Origin of the sequence: Granulicella sp. dw_53 (genome assembly GCF_018449545.1) — a bacterium.
Taxonomy (GTDB): domain Bacteria; phylum Acidobacteriota; class Terriglobia; order Terriglobales; family Acidobacteriaceae; genus Edaphobacter.
In genome coordinates, this window is sequence record NZ_JAAVUR010000006.1 from 167,526 (window position 1) to 186,501 (window position 18,976).

Genomic DNA, 18,976 nt, shown 5'->3' on the forward strand with positions numbered 1-18,976 from the left:
ACATCCGGTAACACTTAGTGTCCCGAGTGATATGGATGCCCGGCGAGAATGGTGGCCGCGCGATAGACCTGCTCGGCGAGGACGACGCGGGCGAGTTGGTGTGGAAGGGTAAGGCGGCCGAGAGAGAAGAGCAGGTCGGCGCGCGCGTGAGCTTGCGAGGACCAGCCGTCGGCGGGACCGATGGCCAGTACGAGGCGTTGAATGCCGTCGTCACGGAGGCGGCCGAGGCGAGCGGCGAAGTCCTCGGAGGTGAACTGTTGGCCACGGCTATCGAGAAGGATGGCGAAGGCACGGACGCGCCCCGGTTGGAGGGTGAGCCAGTCAAGCAGAGCTGCTTCAGTGTCGAAGAGCTGCGAGGTGCAGGGGAAGTAGCGCGTGGTGCGTGTGATGTAGTCGGCGACGAGGCGATCGGTGGCCTCGGCTTTACTGCGTGCGCTGCGGGGCAAGATGGCAGAGAGAGTGATCTTCATAAGAAGGAACTACATTCTTACAGATATTCACTTTCCTTTATTCCAATTTCCATAAAGACGAATGGCGTTATTGCATGTACCAAAACGGAACAATCAAAATGCGCCGAGACGCATGTGAGAACGATGTAAAGATTCGTGCGAGATTCGCGATTTTGCCGCCGTCGAACTTAAGGGGGTGTGATCAATTTTGACCACCCAATTCGACGGTTGTGCATTGGTCCTCCAATTGCAATTCCAGCTTTCACTACCGCATTTGACTCCCCTGATTCACAGCCATTCAGCTTTCGGGCCCCTTAGGTGATTTTCTTTGATGAGGCTCTGATGCGGAGGCTTGAAAGAAATGCCGTTAAGAATCGATTTGCGATCCAGAGCAGGTTTCACCGGTTCAATTCTCTAGGAGTAACTTCTATGCGTTTGAGAGCTTTAATGATAGTGCTTGTAACTTCTATGGTTTTGGTGGGCGCGGCTGTCGCGCAGACGAGCAAAGGTATTCTGGCCGGAGTCGTACGCGACTCAACAGGCGCTGTGATTGCCAACGCAACCATTACCGCGGTGAATGAGGAGAGTGGCGAGACCCGCGAGACCCGGTCGCTTGGAGATGGAGCCTACCGCATTGAAGCGTTGACCGCCGGACGGTATAAGATCACGAGCTCGCAGTCGGGCTTCAACGTCTCCCAGGCTTCTGGTCTAAATGTTCGCCCTTCCATTGTTACAAGCTACGACATTCTTCTTAACACAGGCTCGGCCAGCGCAACGGTTACGGTAGAAGCAACTTCGGCTGGCATCAATACTGTGAACGGCCAGCTTGCGGGAGTTGTCGGGAGAGAGGAGCTTAAGTTCCTTCCAATCTTCTCGCTCAACCCGATCGACCTTGCGACGACGGTCGCCGGTGTTCAGATAGTGAGCCAGGGAGCCGGCTTCAGTAATGGAACGAACATCCAGGTCAATGGAGCTCGTCCCCGCGCGAACAACTTTCTTTTGGACGGTCAGGAGATCAACGATGTGGGAATCGGAGGGCAAGCCTTTCAACCCCAGATTCCAGATATATTTCAGTCGGAGACTGTGATCACCAACAACGCCTCTGCCGAGTATGGACGCGCGGGTGGCGCAGTCGTAAACATGATTACGAAGGCTGGACTCAATCAATTTCATGGAACGGTCTTCGAGCGTTACGACGGCTCCGGTCTGAATGCCCTCGATGGCGTAACGCGACAGGGTAAGGTGAGCGGAACGCCACCTCCGGGATACGTTCCCCCCGTGAAGGCGCGCTTCGATCAACACATCTATGGCTTTACATTCGGTGGCCCAATTATCAAGGACAAGCTCTTCGCCTTCGGAGCTCTTCAGATCTCGCGTCTGTATGGAAAAGAGACTCCGAGCCGTCTGGAACTCCCTGACCAGAATGGCTATAACGTACTGCAGCAGATCGGCGGGCCTCAGGTTGCTTTGCTGGATAGCTACCTTAGCAATGGCGACTACCTGAAGAGTTACGTCGCGTTTCCTGGATCGGGTACTGTCTCCACCATCAACGTAGGTCCCCAACCAGGCTGCCCGGCGTCAGGCTGCATCGTCACGACCGGATACTTTCAGAGGCAGAACGCTGACCAGAGCAATCCAGACACACAGTGGACCTACCGCGTCGACTTCAACCCCCGCGAAAAAGATAATTTTTCCTTTCGCTATCTGCATGATCGCCAGTCTTTAACGCCGGACTTCTTCAATAACGGAAGCGCTCTCGTTGGCTTCGATACGCAGCAAGGTGGGCCGACCGAACTCGGTGCAGGAAACTGGACGCACGTCTTCACCCCGAATATCGTCAACGAACTTCGCGGCTCCGAAGCTCGCCTTGGCTTTACGTTCTCTCCAACGGCAGCCACTTTAGCCAATCCTCTCAATGCACTGTCGACTCTGAATATCGCGAATATTGCAGTGGACTCCGACGGCGCTTCCTCCCTTGGTCCGAATCAAAACTTCCCCCAGGGAAGACACGAAGATCTCTACCAGTTGCAGGATACGGTCGGAATCACAAAGGGGCGTCACTCCCTGCGAGTTGGCTTCGATATCGGCCGCATCATCGAGACGGATATCGTTCAACTCAACGCGAAAGGGACTCTCACCTTCAACAAGGGTGGAACCTATATCTCGGCGCTCGGCAACTTCCTGCAGAATCAACTGGGGCCGTCAGGCACGGCGACCAAGACCTTCGGAAATACGCGCATCGATCCCCACGGATGGCGCAGCGGCGTATTTGCGCAGGACGATATCAAGCTGTCCGGAGATCTTACTGTCAATGTCGGTATCCGCTACGACTATCTGAGCAACCCTGCTAACTCGCTGCAGTTCCCTGGCGTGGATCCGACGAACATCTATCAGCCAATCAATACGGTGGTTAAGGTCAATAACGATAAGAACAATATTGCGCCTCGTATCGGCTTCGCCTACTCTCCGCACACAGGCGGCTTTTTGGGTGATGGCAAGAACGTACTTCGCGGCGGCTTCGGAATCTTCTACGACAGCACGTTCAGCAATATCGTAACGAACAGCGCAGCATCTTCTCCCAACGCGGTGTCCGGTACTCTCACCTCCACGACGGGGAACGGCCTCGCGAATGCGACGGGCCTGATTGGATCAATCTCTCCCAATTTGAGTGCCCAATCTTCGGTGACGAGCGAAGTCAATAATGCGGTCAACCCGGTAACTTATCAGTACAACCTGGGGGTGGAAAGGCAAGTTACTGGAGCGACCTCTATTGCTGTGCGCTATGTGGGTAGTTTGGGTAAGAAACTCTTTGCCAACCAACAGTACAACTACTTCGCCAATGGAGCGCGGCTCAATCCAAATCGGGGCGTGATTATTGCACGGGGAAACTTCGCCGGATCCAACTACAATGGTGTTCAGGTTGAAGGAACACATGCGTTCTCGCATGGATTCCAGATCAACGCCAACTATACCTACAGCAAGAACCTGGACAATGGCTCGGAGATCTTTGCAGCCACCGGCGTTCAGACGTCCTACACTGCCGACCTTTCTCCTCAAGGCCGCCGTCAGGACTATGCAAACTCCGGATACGATCACCGCCACTATGTCTCTGTGAGCTATGTCTGGTCACCGGCTGGATTTCGGTCGGATAACTTCGCTGCCAACGCGCTGCTGGGACTCTTTACCAGGCACTGGACGCTGTCGGGTGTCGAGCAGTTCCAGAGCGGTACCTACACATCGTTCAACGCGGCCGGTCTGGATACGAACGGAGATGGAAGCGCTGCTAATGATCGGCCGATGTTGGGGAATAGAAGCGCTCCCCTCGATACGGGTGGAATCGATGGTGGGCTCATTGATGCAACGCCTGGTGTCTATTACGACATCGCGAATGCTCTCAATACAACGGGAAATTTGATCCCTGTTGATCCAGGTACGGTACACTGGCTCGTTCCTTATGGACCTCAGAACCAATTCCTCCGCCAGGAGATCGGCAGGAATAGCTTCTCTAATCCAGGCACCACGCGGAACGATATCGCACTTGAAAAGGGTATCGGTCTGTCGTATCTGCACTTCGAGCGCGGTCGGCTTATCCTCCGCGGTGAAGTACAGAACATCGGCAACCACAACGATGTCGGTATTCTCGACACCAACGTCTTGGATATCGGCAGTGGCAACTACCTGAACACCTCGAACGCACGTCAGCCAGGCAACTCCGGCGGACCTTCACCAGGCGGTCGTCAGATTGTTCTCTGGGGCAAGGTAACCTTCTAGACGATGATGACGTTTCAAAAAGAAGAGGCACCCAACTGGGTGCCTATTCTTTATGAAGTTCGATATATTTCTATTCGCTCAACGCTGCTCTTTGGAGAGCCTGATTTAGCTCTTACGACTTCGATTTTTTCGTTACTACTTTCTTTGCTGCCTTCTTCGCTACTTTCGTTGTTGCTTTTTTGACGGCTACTTTCGCGGCTGTCTTGGTAGCTTTTTTTAGCGATACTTTTGCCGGGGGTGAAGGTTTTGCTGGAGCAGCGTTCTTGGTTGCTTTCGCTGCAGTCTTCTTAGCCGGCGCCTTGGCGCGGTTGGCTGCGATGCGCTCCTTCAGTTCGGTGTTGAGGTCTTCTACGCTGATGGTGGTCGCGGACTTGCGGAGGCGTTCGAGGCCATAGAAGGCTCGCTTCTCGGCGGAGAAGACGTGGACGATGAAGTCGACGTAGTCCATCAGGATCCACTCGCCCTGACGGCGACCTTCGACGGAGTTCGGGTAGGTGCCGAAGTCGCGCTTCAGGCGGATCTCGATCTCGTCGGTGATGGCGACGTTCTGGCGGTCGTTGGTTCCGTTGCAGATGAGGAAGTAGTCGGTGAGGCCGCTTTCGGCTGGGTCGAGAGCGAGGATGCGGATGTCTTCGGCTTTTTTATCTTCGCAGGCGGCGGCAGCGGCGAGAAGCAACTCGTAGCTTTCGATTGAGGGCATGGTGCTCCTTGAGCCCTTATGGTATCGGGTTGCGGGTGGGGATGCCAGTTCTGTGCTGTTTGTTACGAGATCGTTTGCGGATAGTTGCCTCTGGCTATCGATGCGGACGAGCCGTAGGGTAGCCTTGTTCCATGCGCGTAGCTCTGTTTGGCGGCACCTTTGATCCGGTTCATCGCGGGCATCTGGCGATCGCTGCTGCTGCGGCGGATGCGTTTGCGCTGGAGCGGGTGCTGTTTGCTCCGGCGGGAAGGCAGCCGTTGAAGCCGGAGGGAACTCCTACGCCGTTTGCGGACAGGTTGGCGATGGTTGCGCTCGCTTGCGAGGCCGATGCGCGGTTCGCGGTGTCAGAGGTGGACGCTCCGCGGGTGGATGAGGCTCCCAACTACACGGTGGATACGGTTGCGGCGCTGCGGCGGGAGATGCCGGAGGCTGCGGTGTTCGTGCTGGTGGGCGCGGACAGCTTTCTGGGGCTGCGGCGCTGGCACCAGCCGGAGAGGCTGCTGGAGATGGCGGAGTGGATCGTGGCCAGCCGTCCCGGGTTCTCGCTGGAAGATCTTTCTTCGCTGGCGTTGACTCCGGAGCAGATTGGGCGGGTGCATCTGCTGCGCGGGGTGCATGAGGATGTCTCGGCCAGCGAGCTGCGGCGGCGGCTGTCCCAGGGGGATGCTTGTGCGGAGCTGCTGCCGGGGGCGGTGCTGGGTTATATCCGGGAGCGTGGGCTCTACCTTGCCCCCTCCCCCCCCGGGGGGGGTATTTGGGCGTAGCCGTTTATTTGCATATGCTTATGGGCCCTTATCGCCCGTAAGTATAGGATTCTAAACGGGTTGTGTCCAAATACTTCAGCCAGCTTGGGTTACGTCTCCTTTTTTGTGTTAAATGCGGAAGGCCCCGACCTTTGACGGGGCTTTTTGTCTCTAGTTCTATTTTATGGATTTGGGTGAAACTAAAGTGCCACTTTTTATAAAGTTTTATCTGTTGATGGGTGGTAGTTTAGCTGGGTTTTATGTGGGTGGTGGGGGTTGACAGTTTTTTGGTGGGATAGTGATGACGAAGGTGGGTCTTCGGGTGGTTAGGAAGGGAGAAATGGTCGGGCTTTGTGGGCTGGGAAAGGAGTGCGGTCGGGCTTTGCCCGATACCCCACCCTATCCGACGATGAGACTGTCGGAAAGGATGGGGCACCCGCGTTGTGCTGCTGCCAGATGTGTAGCTGCCGCTGTATGCTGGTCCGACCAAAGGTTACAGAGTGGTTCGCCGGTTACAGAGCGATTGCTGTCATGTTCGGAGTCTCGCGAAGTTATCATCCTGGTCTATGTTTTTGTCATCCTGGCCTGACATTTTTGTGACCCCCGGTCTGTGTTTTGTCACCCCTGCTTGATGTTTGGTCGTTCTGGCCTGACGTTTGGTTATCCCGGCCTTGCGGTTTGTCATTCTGGCCTGATGTTATTGCCTGTGCGGATCGCCGTTTCTTTCGTGATGCTGTGCAAATCAACGTTCGTTTCGTGATGCTGTATGAGGAGAGTTGAACGTATGTCACTGTTTTCCCGGATGTTCCGCAGTCTTGCGCGAACCGGCTTGATTGCGTCTGCCGGCCTGTCGTTGCCCTTGGCTGCCTTGGCCCAGGAGCCGCTGAAGACTCTCCTCGTGGATGTCGACCACCGCGCTGCCACCAGCCTCAACGGCGATTGGCATTACCTTGTGGATCAGCCGCCTGGCCGCAGTCTTTATACCTCTGAGGGCAAGGTTCGGGACAATGGGTATGCGCTCAACACGCACCCTATTATCGACATCGATAAGGGCGCACACAACGAAGAGTACGACTTTGCCTCGGCTCCGACGCTCAAGGTTCCTGGCGACTGGAACACCCAGGACCCTACGCTCTTTCGCTATGAAGGCGTTCTCTGGTATCAGCGTGACTTTACTTATCAGCCCAAGGCTGAGTCCCGTACGTTCCTGCACATCGGCGCGGCTAACTATCGCTCCTTCGTATGGGTCAACGAAAAGCGCATCTGCGATCACGAGGGCGGCTTCACTCCTTTTGACTGCGAGGTGACTGCTGTTCTTCGACCTGGCAACAACTTCGTGGTGATCGCGGTCGACTCGACACGCATGGTGGATGGCATTCCGTCGGTCGGCATCGACTGGTTCAACTACGGCGGTCTCACGCGGGACGTCTCGCTCATCGATGTGCCTAAGGCGTTCGTCGACGACTACGATATTCACCTGAAGCGTGGTACGACCGATCAGCTTACCGGCTATATTCACGTCGAAGGCGCACCGGAGGGCACGACCGTCAACCTCTCCATCCCGGAGGTCGGTGCGACCGCCGCGCTCGAGACCGATGCCACCGGGCGCGCCCCGTTTACGCTGCAGACCAAAGCCCTCACGCTTTGGTCTCCGGAGTCTCCCAAGCTCTATAAGGTTCATATCGAGTCGGGCGTGGGCTCGCTCACGGATACTCTTACGGACGAGATTGGCTTCCGCGATATTCGCGTGGAAGGAACCAAGATTCTGCTCAACGGGAAACCGATCTTCCTTCGTGGAGCCAACGAGCACGCTGAAGCGCCCTACCGCACCGGGCGCGTCTCCAACCAGAAGGACGTCGACAACATCTTCAGCTTTCTCAAAGAGCTGAACGCTAATTTTGTGCGACTCGCACACTATCCTCACGACGAGCGCATGGAGCGCACGGCGGACCGTGACGGCATCATGGTGTGGTCGGAGATTCCGCTGTGGCAGCACATCTCCTTCGACAAGCCCGAGGTCTACGCCAAGGCGACTTTCATGCTGAACGAGATGATTCGGCGCGACCGCAACAAGGCGTCGGTCATCCTGTGGTCGGTCTCCAACGAGACGCCCAACAATCCGACTCGGACCAAGTTCCTGACCGAGCTCGCCAACGAGGCACGCAGGCTCGATCCGACGCGGCCGATCACCTCCGCTCTGCTCGGACCGAAGGCTAACGGGAACGAGATTGTGCAGGACGATCCCTTTACGGATGCTCTCGATGTGGTCGGACAGAACGAGTACGTCGGATGGTATGTGATGCGTCCCGAGGACGCCGATAAGGTGCATTGGACGCTTCCGCAGAAGCCCATCCTCATCAGCGAGTTCGGCGCGGAGGCCAAGCAGGGACGCCACGGTGGGAAGAACGAGCGCTGGACCGAGGAGCAGCAGGTCAACGTCTTCGAGCACCAGTTCGTCATGTTCAGCAAGATTCCGCAGGTGCGCGGCCTGGTCCCCTGGATTCTCGCGGACTTCCGCTCTCCTACGCGCAATATTCCCAAGCTTCAGGACGGATTTAATCGCAAGGGTCTTATCTCGGAAGATGGCAAGAAGAAGCTGGCTTTCTTCCAGTTCCAGAAGATCTACAAAGATAAATCTGTAGGCAAAGCGGAGTAACTCTTGTCCTTGCTTCGTGCGGCTCGGTGATCCTCTTAAGCGCCTTGAGCCGCATGAAGCCTGGGAAAATGTAACGTTCAGCGGGCAGTAAACGGTGACGCCACCTGCATCCAACCAGCGCAGGAGCCTTCCATGAAAGCTATTCCCTGGATCATCGCAGGAGCCGCCATCGGCGTCGCGGCAGTCGTCGTCCTCAATGCATCCTCACCGCAGCACTCGACCGGTCTCGATGACGTCGAAGATGCTGCCGACCGCACCTTCCGTTGGGGCTCGAAGCAGCGTGCCTCCGGAGCTGGCTCGAGCATTCTGGGCAAGGTCAAAGAAGGCTTCGGGCGGGCCACTGGCGACGACGACCTCGCGGGAGAAGGCATTGGCGACCAAGTCGCCGGGTCCCTCAAGGATGCTGCGGGACAGGTAGCTCATGCGGCAGGCCAGACGATCCACGATTTGAATCGCTAGGATTTAAGCGCAGACTTAGAGCAATTTCAAAGGGTCAGGGGGCGGTGCTCTCTGACCCTCTTTAGACAGCGCTGGCCAGTTCCGTTCGTACGCGGCTCATCGTATCGAGATAGAACGCCAGGTTGTGGATGCTGTTCAAGACTGCAGATAGTGGCTCTCCGCTGGCGTACAAGTGGCGCAGGTAGGCTCGCGAGTACCGTCGGCAGACCGGGCATGTGCATCCTGGGTCGATGGGTCCCTGGTCTTCCGCAAACTCAAGTTTCTTGATGTTGAGCCGTTGTACCTTGCCCGCCTCGTCGCGGATGAAGAGCAGGCCGTGGCGTCCGGCGCGTGTGGGGAGGACGCAGTCCATCATGTCGACGCCCATCCTGGCGTACTCTTCGATCTCGTCGGGGTATCCGACGCCCATTACATAGCGTGGCTTGTCTTTGGGCAGATGCTCCAGCGTTCGAGCGATCATCTCGCGGGTGACTTCGCGTGGCTCGCCGACTGCCAGGCCGCCGATGGCGTAGCCGGGAAAGTCCATCTCGACCAGACGCTCGGCGCTCTCCTTGCGCAGGTCGGCGTACATGCCGCCTTGCACGATGCCGAAGAGGCTCTGGGTCTGGCCGCCGAAGGTCTCGAACCAGGGCACCTCGTGCTTGTGGGCCTGGAAGTGATCGTGGCTGCGCTGCGCCCAGGCGTGGGTGAGGCCCATGCTCTCGCGTGTGCGCTCCCAGGTTGCGGGGGTCTCGACGCACTCGTCGAAGGCCATCATGACGTCCGCGCCGAGGGCGATCTGCACGTCCATGGAGTGCTCGGGCGAGAAGAAGTGCTTGCTGCCGTCGAGGTGCGAGCGGAACTCGACGCCGTCGGGGGTGATCTTCCTGAGCTTGCTCAGGCTGAAGACCTGGAAGCCGCCGGAGTCGGTCAGCATGGGCCGATTCCAGCTCATGAAGCGATGGACTCCGCCCATGCGGCGCACCAGCTCGTGCCCGGGCCGCAGGTAGAGGTGATAGGTGTTGGCGAGAATGATCTGCGCGCCGGCGGCGTCCGCGCCCAGGGTTTCGAGTACGCCTTGCTCCACGGCTTTGACGCTGGCCGCGGTGCCGACCGGCATGAATACCGGTGTCTCCACGGCTCCGTGGGGTAGCAGCAATCTTGCGCGACGGCCTCCACCCTCCGCCGTTCCGTCTACTTCAAACTTAAGCATTCTTCAAATTGTAGAAGCTATCTCGTAGCCCGTTTCGATATCACGCGATATAGTCAGATTCGTCATGAAGAAGACCTTTCTGCTCGCGCTCTGCCTCGTCCTGCCCGCCGCCCAGAACCTGACCGCCCAGACCCCTGCGCCAAAGGCCAGCCCGCAGGCCGAGCTTACGGCGGACTCGCTGCAGCATCCTGGTGTGCCGGCGGGGACGCTCTCGCCCAAGCTCAGCCATACCAGCCGTATCTACGACGGCATGCAGTCGGACTACTGGATCTATGTGCCTGCGCAGTACGATCCCAAGACTCCAGCGGCCCTGATGGTCTTTCAGGACGGCTCCGGATATCTTGACCGCACCACCAGTACGCATCCTGCGCTGAATGTGATCGACAACCTGATTGCGCAGCATAAGATTCCGGTGATGATCGCTGTCTTCGTCAATCCTGGGGATATCTCTGGCGCGCCGAACACGCCCACGGGGCGCTTCGTCGAGGCGTACAGCAAGAAGTGGTCGCGCACGGTGAAGGACTCCATGCGCTCGACCGAGTACGACACGGTGTCGGACCGCTACGCGCGGTTTCTGCGCGATGAGCTGCTGCCTGAGGTTGCGTCGCACTACAACCTGCGCAAGGACGCCTACAGCCGGGCTATTACGGGGTCTTCTTCTGGGGGGATTTGTTCGTTCAATGCGGCGTGGCAGATGCCGGATCAGTTCAGCCGGGTGATCTCGTGGATCGGCAGCTTTACGAGCATTCAGTGGCATGAGGACCCGGGCGTTCCGGATGGTGGCCAGGACTATCCAGAGAAGATTTTGCATGAGGCTCATCGCAATCTGCGGGTCTGGATCGAGGACGGGAGTGGGGATCAGGAGAACGACCGCTATGGCTCGTGGCCTCTGGCGAACCTGCGCATGGCGAATGCTCTGAAGCTGAAGTCGTATGATTTTCGCTTCAGCTTCGGGACCGGTCCGCACAGCCAGGTTCATGGCGGGGCGGAGTTCCCCGAGGAGATGACGTGGCTGTGGCGCGACTATGACCCGGCGTTGACCAGCCAGACCTACACCCAGGATCCAGCCGAGGCTGCCCGGCTGCCGTTCCGGGTCTCGATCTCGAATCGATAACGGCGGTGCGGGGTGGGATTGTGGCTGATTTTTTCTGTTTTCCAGAGATGCATGAACACAATCCACCATATCTTTTGTAAACAACAATTCATCGATACTTAAATTCCGATTCATCCCTCAGTCTTTTATCGGGCTTAAATATTTTAAGAGATATCAAATATCTCCCCGCCGTTGAGGTAACCATCGAAATGTTTCGGAAACTCCTTGCCCTGTCTCTCACCTCCTCCCTGGTTCTAAGCGGCTGTAGCTCCGGTGTCAGCAGCAATCCCCCGGGTAATGGGAATGGCAACTCCACGCCCACCGCGACCCCTACTACCGCTTCCGCAGCTATCAAGCATGTCGTGGTTATCTTCGGTGAGAATGTCTCCTTCGATCACTACTTCGGCAGCTATCCGAATGCCCTCAACCTGCCAGGCGAGACGAAGTTTACGGCTGCTACAGGCACTCCTGTTCCGAACAACTACGTCAGCAACCCCGGCCTGCTGACCAACAATCCGAACATGAACGGCCAGAATGCGGCGGGTGCGGCCAACCCTTACCGGCTCTCTCCAGCGCAGGCGCTCACCGCCGATCAGGACCACGGCTACACCGACGAGCAGGGAGCCTTCAACAACGGCAAGATGGACCTCTTCCCGCTCTCGGTCGGCTCGGCTGACACTGCGGCACTGGCGGTCTCGAGCGGGGCTTCGGCGGTCTCTTCGACCAAGGGTTTGACCATGGGCTACTACGACGGCAACACCGTCACCGCCTACTGGAACTATGCCCAGCGCTATGCGATGAGCGACCACTCCTTCAACACCACCTTTGGGCCTTCTACTCCTGGTGCGATCAACCTGATTTCGGGACAGACCAATGGGATCGTCGCTGCCAACACCATCGGCCTGGGCTCCTCGGCGGTCGCAGACGGCAATGGTGGTATGACGCTCATCTCGGACGGCGATCCTTATGGCGATGTTTGCTCTTCCACCAGCAAGTATCTGCAGATGGCGGGCAAGAACGTCGGCGACCTTCTGAACGATGCCAAGGTGAGCTGGGGATGGTTTGAGGGTGGCTTCGATCTCTCCATCACCAACCCGAACGGGACGACGAACTGCAAGCGCTCGACCGTGCTGTCTGTCTCGGGGCAGACCGGTGCTGTTCCGGACTACGTTCCTCACCATCAGCCCTTCCAGTACTACGCGAGCACCGCGAATCCGACGCATGCAAGGCCCAGCTCGGTCGCGGCGATTGGGACGACGGACGCCGCCAACCACCAGTACGATATGCATGACTTCACGGACGCGCTTGCCGCTGGCAACCTGCCTGCCGTCAGCTTCCTGAAGGCTCCTGCTTTTCAGGATGGTCATGCTGCGAACTCCGACCCGATTGACGAAGGAACCTTCGTTGCCACGACGATCAATGCTTTGCAGAAGTCTTCCTTCTGGTCCAGCACCGCGGTCATCATTGCTTACGACGACTCGGACGGCTGGTATGACCATGTGATAAACCTGGTCAACGGCTCGGCCACAACCTCCGACAAACTCAACGGGGCCGGCATCTGCCTTAGTGCCACCGCAGCCAGCAGCGCCCTCCCCGGCGTCGACGGCAAGCCTCACGCGCAGGGGCGATGCGGCTACGGTCCTCGTCTTCCGCTTCTGGTCGTCTCCTCGTGGGCCAAGAAGAACTATATCGACTCCACCGTCACCGACCAAAGCTCGGTGCTGAAGTTCATCGAGGACACCTTCCTCAGTGGTCAACGCATCGGTCAGGGCTCGTTCGACAGCAGCGCCGGATCGTTGAACAACATGTTCGACTTCAGCAACGGCGCAGCCGCACCCAACGCAACTCCGTTGATCCTCAACACCGCCACCGGCGCGGTTACGAGCGGCAACTAAACTCCGGCCATCCCCGATGGCCTTCACCCGTACGGTCGCACTTCACAGGCACGCATCTTTCGAATCTCGCGGTTCAAGTTCCGAAAGATGCGTGCTTATTTCTTTTGCGTCGCATGCCTTCGCAGCGATGCTGGAGCACATTCTTTGTCCCCCTCCCGCCGTAGATTTCTTCAGCAAGCCACCGCAGTGGGCCTCTTCTATCGCTCCTCGACTGCCTTCTCCCAGAAGATGGCGTCGATGCAGATGGGGCAGCGTCCGGCTCAGGGGCCAACTGCCCGTCCCAATGCGCCTGGAAGCAAAGCTCCGATGCTGCAGGCCCGCGAGCTTCCCTCCTTCGTCGATCCCCTGCCCTTGCCGGCGATTGCGCGTCCTCACCTTCAAGATGGAAGACAGACCCTCACCCTCTCCATGCAGGAGATTCACGCCAAGGTGCATCGCGACGTTCCACCCACGCGCATGTGGAGCTACGGACCTGGCGCGCTGGCTCCTCTGATCGAGGCGCGCTCAGGCGAAGCCCTTACAGTGCGCTGGACCAACGACCTTCCCATCCGGCACTTCCTTCCTATCGACCACTCGCTCCACGGCTGCGGAAGCGACGTCCCCGAGGTTCGCGCAATCGCTCATCTGCACGGCGCGAAGGTTCCGTCCCAGGACGACGGCTATCCCGAGGATTGGTTCGCGACCGGCCACAGCCGCACCTGCCACTACCCGCTGCAGCAGGACGCCGCGACCCTCTGGTATCACGACCACGCGATGGGTCTCAATCGGCTGAATACTTATGCCGGACTCTTCGGCATGTTCCTTCTGCGCGATAAGGTGGAGGAAGATCTCAACCTTCCCAGCGGAAGGTACGAGCTGCCGCTCCTGCTCTACGACCGCGACTTCACCGCCGATGGTCAGCTCTTCTACGACACCTCCGGCGATCCGGAGCATCCGTGGATTCCCGAGTTCAGCGCCGATGCTCTGCTGGTCAACGGCAAGATCCGTCCGTACTTCGAGGCCGAGCCGCGAGTCTACCGGCTGCGCGTCGTCAACGTGGCTAATAGCCGCTTCTTCAATCTGTCCCTCTCCAACGATCAGCCTTTTATCCAGATCGGCAGCGACCAGGGCCTGCTCGCCGCGCCGGTCGAGCTGAAGCATGTCTCTCTGGCTCCGGCGGAGCGGGCGGATCTGCTGATCGATCTCAGCCACGCTGCCGGACAGACGCTCACGCTGCGCACCGGAGCGGAGGATCTGCTGCAGCTTCGGGTGGCATCGCAGGCTGCCATCAACGCTCCGGCGTTGTTCATTCCTCGCACGCTACGCCCTGTTCTGCGCACGCCGGAGTCAGCCGCGATCACGACCCGCGCTATCACGCTCCACGAGTACAAGGACGACTACGCGAGATCGATGGTGATGCTGCTGAACCGCAAGCACTGGCACGAGCCCGTCACCGAGCGGCCCAAGCTCAACTCCACCGAGATATGGGAGTTCGTCAACCTCACCGAAGACACCCACCCCATGCATCTTCACCTGGTGCGCTTTCAGATTCTCGACCGGCGTCCCTTCGACACTACCGACTATCTGCTCAACAGGAAGCTCCGCTTCACGGCCGAGGCTGTTCCGCCCCCGCCCAACGAACTCGGCTGGAAGGACACCGTTCAATGCCCTGGCGGTATGATCACCCGCATCATCGTTCGCTTCGAGGGCTATGCCGGAAAGTATCTCTATCACTGCCACATCCTCGAGCATGAGGCCAACGACATGATGCGGCCCTTCGAGGTTATTGCTTGAGGCCAGCGTGGCTTAAATAAAGAGGAGGAGCGCTGGCCGCTCCTCCTCTTCTGTTTCAATTCGTCTTCAGAACAAGTTTTACTGACGCTTTCCACCCGCCACGACCACGACCTGTCCTGTCACCCAGCCCGCATCGGGCGAAGCGAAGAACACGGCTGCTGTGGCGATGTCGTTGGGCTGCCCGATGCGTCCGAGCGGCGTCGTCGCCTCCACGCTTCTGCGGAAGTCGCTGTCTGCGATCCCGCCGGTGTGCAATCCTTCAGTCTCGATCATGCCGGGATTCAGAGAGTTCACGCGGATCTTCTTCGGTCCCAGCTCCTGCGACAATGAGACCGTGATCGCATCCACAGCCGCCTTGGTCGCGCTGTACACCGACGCCTGGGCAGACGCCATTGGACCTACGATCGAGCTGATGTTGATGACCGATCCGCCCTCTGGTCCCATCAGCTTTACGCCCTCCTGGGTCGCCAGTAACAGGCCCAGAACGTTCAGGTCGAACTGCTTATGGAAGTGCTGCGAAGTGATGGACTCCAGCGGCAGGAACTCGTAGATTCCCGCGTTGTTGACCAGGATGTCCAACCTGCCGTAGACCTTCTTGGTCTCGGCGAAGAGGTTCGTCACATCTTCCAGCTTCGATACATCGCCATGCACGGCAATTGCTTTGCCGCCCTTGGCCGTAATGTGCGCGACGACTACGTCCGCGCCCGCCTTGCTGCTCGCATAGTTCACAACTACAGATGCTCCCGCGGCCGCCAGGTGCTCTGCAATCGATGCGCCAATACCTTTTGACGCTCCCGTTACCACTGCAACCTTGCCTGTTAACGTACCCATCTCTCGTCCTCTGTCATCGCACATCTTGTTCGATGTTTCGATAAGTATCTAAATAGCAGATGAGGAGGTCTAATAAACGATTCAACAAGAATGCGTTGCAACTTCGCCCTTCGCCAAGGAAGAGGCGGAGGGGCAGGACGAAGCTAATGCAAGCTTCGTCCTGTCAGTCTTTATCTGTCAGATCCCGTTGTGGTCTTTATTTAAAAGACGGGTCATCGTCATTCGTATAGGTCAGCGCGAAGCCGCCTCTGCCGGGTTGGAGATTCTACGAGGCGACGGGCGTCACAAACTCGCATTCAGTGAGTAGAAGCCTAAGCTCCGCAAGATATCCCTGCCATACCTGCTTGCGGAACTTGGCATCCATGAACTTTCCTCGCCGCTCTGTATCGATCAGACCTGCGGACTCGAGCTCCTTCAGGTGATGCGACAACGTCGCCGCCGAGATCGGAAACTGCGTTCGCAGATCCGAGCAAGCCATACAGTCTGTTCTTGCAATATGCCGCAGGATTTGGAATCTTCTCGGCTCGCCGATCGCCTTGCTGATTGCCCTGAACTCCCGCTCCGTCATCTCCGCCATAGTCATCTACTCCCAATTTACCGTTGAAGCATTGCGGCCGCCTGAGCCACAGTCATCTCCATCGGGACTGGTACAAACTCAGTATGCTCCGCATGCGCCTTCTTCCCGATTGCCTTGAAGAAGATCGCGTGCCCATTGATATCTGTATCCAACACGGCGGTCTTCCATTCATTCCCTGGAACCGGCTCTCGTGTGGTCGAAAAGTTGCTGCCCGCCTTGATCGTCGCAAGCAATCCGAAGCCGAGATTTACGTCCGCCGGCAGCCGTCCTTCCAGGCGACGGAGCCGTAATGTCTTTGTATCCACCAACATGGTTCCGACCATTCCGTGGAGCACCCGTTCTTCCAAGGACTGAGGTGCATATCCGGGGTCGGGTTTGAAATTAATTCTCATAAAATCACCCTCCCGGTGCATCCCGTCGAAGAGAAACGCCTTCGAGAGCAGCCCGAGCATCTCCTTGGCGTGCTGCTCGTCGTTCTTTAGCGCCTCCGAGCGCTTCCGAAAGCCCTCGGGGTCGCTGGCGATGTCTGCCAGCCGCGCCTGCTCTGCCTGCGCCCGCTGTCCGGTGAGGACGTGACCGTCCTCCGCGACCAGACGCCGCATGCGGCCCACACTTGTCTCCACGACGCGCTCGGTCCACTCTCGGCCACCGGTGCGCTCCGACCGCTCCTTCGAGAGGTAGACGTAGCGGCCCTTGCGTAGCGCCTCCGCATCCTCTACCGCCAGCATGCGCTGCACTACCTCCTTGGCCGACGCATTGGGCGCCATATCCCCGCGCAGCCGTCCGCCGGAGAACGCGGCCATTATGCAAAGCCCTAGACTGACTCGACGCCTGATTCGATGCCGAAATCTCCCTGGCTGTGCCAATCCAACTCCCTTGGTCTGCGGCATTCTGTACGCCCTTCTGTTCCGGCGATCAACGTTCTTAAGATGCAGTACAGCGATTTCAAGTGCTCAGCGGGAAAGGAATACGCCCCGTTACTCGCCTGCGGCAGCCGTATGGCCCTGTATCCAGGCCCTCGCCGCTACCATCTGCGGCAGTCCAGCATCGGCTGTCGCCCAGGCCTTCAACATGGTTCCGTAGGCGGCCCGCGCTCCGGCGAGATCTCCTGCGGCGGCCTCTGCCTCGGCGATCCCGTACAGCGGATAGCCCGAGTTTGGCCGCTCGGCCAGCGCAGCCTCGTAGGCCGCTTTGGCCTCCTTGTAGCGCTTCGCGTGCATCAGGGCGTCTCCCCGCGTCTCACCCACCGGACGGATGTAGAACGGCGGTTCGCGGTAGCCCAGATCCTTCTCGGCGGCGGTGGCCTTTGCGAAGCTGGCCTCGGCCTCCGGACCCTTGCCCTGCGCCATCTCTACCGCGGCCTTTAGCTCCAGCGCCGCTACTCCTATGTAGCTATGCATCGGACCTGGCGCGGCGTCCTTCTTCCCTGCCATCCCTGGCATCGCCGCCATGGGAGCGCCCCCTGCTGCAGCGTCGGGCTTGGTCTTCACCCGCTCTTCCAACGCTGTGCTGAACTTTGCTGCTTTGGCGATATCGCCGTCCTGTAGAGCCGCCATACCTCGTGTGTAGTCCAGCAGCGAGTCTCGCAGAGCCACCAGATTCACCCAATCCTTCTCGGGCGAACTCTTCTCCAGCATCGCCGTCGCGCGCGACCACTCCCCCGCCCGCAACGCCACTGGCAGCTCTTCGCTCAGACGAGTCATCTGGTCCCGCGCGCTTCGAATGTAGAGCGAGGTCCCGTACCTGCCATGCGCGGCGTTCAGTTTGGCGGACATCTCGGTGGCTTCGCCGATGCGTCCTGCCTCCAGCAGATCCGCGATCAGGTACATCAGGTTGTGGACGTAGTTCCAATCGTCCTCCACCTTCACGCCCTGCGCCTTCATGTAGGCCTCATCCACCTCCATTGAGTTGACGAAGGACGTCCGTGCTGTCTCGTAGTCTCCGGTCCGGTAGAAGATGTGTCCGGGCATATGCACCATGTGGCCGGAGGACGCCGTCAACGGGCCAAGCTTTCTTGCGCTGACCAGCGCTCTCTCGGGATTCAGGCTCGGCTCCATGGCGTGAATCCAGTAGTGGTTGGCGGCCGTGTCTTCGGGGTGCGTGACCAGCAGAGCCTCGAGCAGCGCCTGGCCTTGTACCGTTCCCTGCTTCGGCTTGCCGTCCTTCTCGAAGCCGTCCATTAAGGACTCCGCGAGAAAGATCTTTGCCTGTACGTCGTCCGGCTGCAGAGCTACGAGCTTTCGGAAGACCTTGGTCTCCTTCGAGTCCTTGTAGGCCACGGGCTTCGTTCCATCCTTGCCGCCGGTGTTCGGTCCCTTGCCTGACCGTGTCGGTTGCTCCTTGTGAGCCGCCTCTGCCGCCTCGATGTAGAGGCGCTCCGCCTCGGTGGTGTTCTTCTTGTCCTTCGCCAGCTTTACCGCACGCTTCAGCGCGTCGTCGGACCAGGTGGTGGTGTTGTCCCTGCGAAACGCCTCGGCCTGCGCGAGTCCCCACCAGCACATCGCGCACTTCGGATCCAGCCGCACGCTCTGCTCGAATGCCCGCGCCGACTCGTAGTCCCAGAAGTCATGCAGCAGGTTGAGGCCCTGGTCGAACCACATCTTGGCCTCCGGGCTGGAGGAGGTGATCTCGATATGACCGTTTCCGATCCCTGTCAGCTTCAATGGAGCCGGGAGCTTCTCGGGCGCTACCATCTCATCGGACTCCGTCGCCATATGGCAGGAGGCCTGTTCGGCCACCGCCACCAGACTTGCACCCAGACAGATCACCATCGCCAACCGCAGACAAGCAGCTCTCATGAATCCCCTCTTCTCGAACGAAGTCGTTCCGACTTCTTA

Annotated in this window: 14 protein-coding genes; 7 read left to right on the forward strand and 7 right to left on the reverse strand. The window is 58.6% G+C overall.

Annotation, left to right across the window (positions count from 1 at the left end; genetic code table 11):
- Positions 1–14: 14 nt before the first annotated feature.
- Complete coding sequence (locus tag HB393_RS11230) at positions 15–470, reverse strand: 23S rRNA (pseudouridine(1915)-N(3))-methyltransferase RlmH (protein WP_213805264.1); 456 nt, start codon at positions 468–470, stop codon at positions 15–17.
- 426 nt (positions 471–896) lie between these two features.
- Between HB393_RS11230 and HB393_RS11235 the strand changes: the two genes are divergently transcribed.
- A complete protein-coding gene (locus HB393_RS11235; protein WP_213805265.1) occupies positions 897–4,220 on the forward strand; it encodes a carboxypeptidase regulatory-like domain-containing protein in 3,324 nt (1,107 codons plus the stop codon).
- Positions 4,221–4,332: 112 nt separating this feature from the next.
- Here the strand turns inward: HB393_RS11235 and rsfS are convergent, their stop codons facing one another.
- Positions 4,333–4,920, reverse strand: a complete 588-nt coding sequence (gene rsfS / locus HB393_RS11240; RefSeq protein ID WP_213805266.1) for a ribosome silencing factor — start codon at positions 4,918–4,920, stop codon at positions 4,333–4,335.
- 131 nt (positions 4,921–5,051) lie between these two features.
- On the opposite strand from rsfS, the gene nadD reads away from it, so the two are divergent.
- The 3 genes from nadD to HB393_RS11255 all read left to right on the forward strand — a co-directional run bounded on the left by nadD (position 5,052) and on the right by HB393_RS11255 (position 8,778).
- Positions 5,052–5,684, forward strand: coding sequence for a nicotinate-nucleotide adenylyltransferase (gene nadD, locus HB393_RS11245; RefSeq protein WP_213805267.1), 633 nt, complete (start codon positions 5,052–5,054; stop codon positions 5,682–5,684).
- A gap of 763 nt (positions 5,685–6,447) precedes the next feature.
- Positions 6,448–8,319: a glycoside hydrolase family 2 TIM barrel-domain containing protein gene (locus tag HB393_RS11250; RefSeq protein WP_213805268.1), complete on the forward strand. Its 1,872-nt coding sequence runs from the start codon at positions 6,448–6,450 to the stop codon at positions 8,317–8,319.
- 132 nt (positions 8,320–8,451) lie between these two features.
- Complete coding sequence (locus HB393_RS11255; protein WP_213805269.1) at positions 8,452–8,778, forward strand: CsbD family protein; 327 nt, start codon at positions 8,452–8,454, stop codon at positions 8,776–8,778.
- A 61-nt stretch (positions 8,779–8,839) separates the two neighbouring features.
- Here the strand turns inward: HB393_RS11255 and tgt are convergent, their stop codons facing one another.
- The gene (tgt, locus tag HB393_RS11260) at positions 8,840–9,970 is read right to left on the reverse strand and encodes a tRNA guanosine(34) transglycosylase Tgt (protein WP_213805270.1); all 1,131 of its coding nucleotides are present in this window, start codon (positions 9,968–9,970) and stop codon (positions 8,840–8,842) included.
- Between the two features lie 64 nt (positions 9,971–10,034).
- On the opposite strand from tgt, the gene HB393_RS11265 reads away from it, so the two are divergent.
- The 3 genes from HB393_RS11265 (at position 10,035) to HB393_RS11275 (ending at position 14,731) form a co-directional block, all read left to right on the forward strand.
- On the forward strand, positions 10,035–11,084 hold the full coding sequence (locus tag HB393_RS11265) for an alpha/beta hydrolase-fold protein (protein ID WP_213805271.1): 1,050 nt from the start codon (positions 10,035–10,037) through the stop codon (positions 11,082–11,084).
- A gap of 188 nt (positions 11,085–11,272) precedes the next feature.
- Entirely contained in the window at positions 11,273–12,958 is a 1,686-nt protein-coding gene (locus tag HB393_RS11270; RefSeq protein WP_213805272.1) for an alkaline phosphatase family protein, read from the forward strand.
- A gap of 144 nt (positions 12,959–13,102) precedes the next feature.
- Positions 13,103–14,731, forward strand: coding sequence for a multicopper oxidase domain-containing protein (locus HB393_RS11275; RefSeq protein WP_255550990.1), 1,629 nt, complete (start codon positions 13,103–13,105; stop codon positions 14,729–14,731).
- Positions 14,732–14,809: 78 nt separating this feature from the next.
- Here the strand turns inward: HB393_RS11275 and HB393_RS11280 are convergent, their stop codons facing one another.
- The 4 genes from HB393_RS11280 to HB393_RS11295 all read right to left on the reverse strand — a co-directional run bounded on the left by HB393_RS11280 (position 14,810) and on the right by HB393_RS11295 (position 18,937).
- Complete coding sequence (locus HB393_RS11280; RefSeq protein WP_213805273.1) at positions 14,810–15,562, reverse strand: glucose 1-dehydrogenase; 753 nt, start codon at positions 15,560–15,562, stop codon at positions 14,810–14,812.
- Positions 15,563–15,827: 265 nt separating this feature from the next.
- Positions 15,828–16,139 (reverse strand): metalloregulator ArsR/SmtB family transcription factor, encoded by a 312-nt coding sequence (locus HB393_RS11285; protein ID WP_255550991.1) that lies wholly within the window; start codon positions 16,137–16,139, stop codon positions 15,828–15,830.
- Positions 16,140–16,156: 17 nt separating this feature from the next.
- Positions 16,157–16,942 (reverse strand): hypothetical protein, encoded by a 786-nt coding sequence (locus HB393_RS11290; RefSeq protein ID WP_213805275.1) that lies wholly within the window; start codon positions 16,940–16,942, stop codon positions 16,157–16,159.
- Positions 16,943–17,116: 174 nt separating this feature from the next.
- Positions 17,117–18,937, reverse strand: coding sequence for a tetratricopeptide repeat protein (locus HB393_RS11295; RefSeq protein ID WP_213805276.1), 1,821 nt, complete (start codon positions 18,935–18,937; stop codon positions 17,117–17,119).
- Between the last annotated feature and the right edge of the window lie 39 nt (positions 18,938–18,976).

Coding starts and splice junctions, on each gene's coding strand:
- HB393_RS11285 (WP_255550991.1), bottom strand. CDS start 16,139: ATGGCGGAGATGACGGAGCGGGAGTTCAGGGCAATCAGCAAGGCGATC.
- HB393_RS11280 (WP_213805273.1), bottom strand. CDS start 15,562: ATGGGTACGTTAACAGGCAAGGTTGCAGTGGTAACGGGAGCGTCAAAA.
- tgt (WP_213805270.1), bottom strand. CDS start 9,970: ATGCTTAAGTTTGAAGTAGACGGAACGGCGGAGGGTGGAGGCCGTCGC.
- HB393_RS11295 (WP_213805276.1), bottom strand. CDS start 18,937: ATGAGAGCTGCTTGTCTGCGGTTGGCGATGGTGATCTGTCTGGGTGCA.
- HB393_RS11290 (WP_213805275.1), bottom strand. CDS start 16,942: ATGGCCGCGTTCTCCGGCGGACGGCTGCGCGGGGATATGGCGCCCAAT.
- nadD (WP_213805267.1), top strand. CDS start 5,052: ATGCGCGTAGCTCTGTTTGGCGGCACCTTTGATCCGGTTCATCGCGGG.
- rsfS (WP_213805266.1), bottom strand. CDS start 4,920: ATGCCCTCAATCGAAAGCTACGAGTTGCTTCTCGCCGCTGCCGCCGCC.
- HB393_RS11250 (WP_213805268.1), top strand. CDS start 6,448: ATGTCACTGTTTTCCCGGATGTTCCGCAGTCTTGCGCGAACCGGCTTG.
- HB393_RS11235 (WP_213805265.1), top strand. CDS start 897: ATGATAGTGCTTGTAACTTCTATGGTTTTGGTGGGCGCGGCTGTCGCG.
- HB393_RS11265 (WP_213805271.1), top strand. CDS start 10,035: ATGAAGAAGACCTTTCTGCTCGCGCTCTGCCTCGTCCTGCCCGCCGCC.
- HB393_RS11255 (WP_213805269.1), top strand. CDS start 8,452: ATGAAAGCTATTCCCTGGATCATCGCAGGAGCCGCCATCGGCGTCGCG.
- HB393_RS11230 (WP_213805264.1), bottom strand. CDS start 470: ATGAAGATCACTCTCTCTGCCATCTTGCCCCGCAGCGCACGCAGTAAA.
- HB393_RS11270 (WP_213805272.1), top strand. CDS start 11,273: ATGTTTCGGAAACTCCTTGCCCTGTCTCTCACCTCCTCCCTGGTTCTA.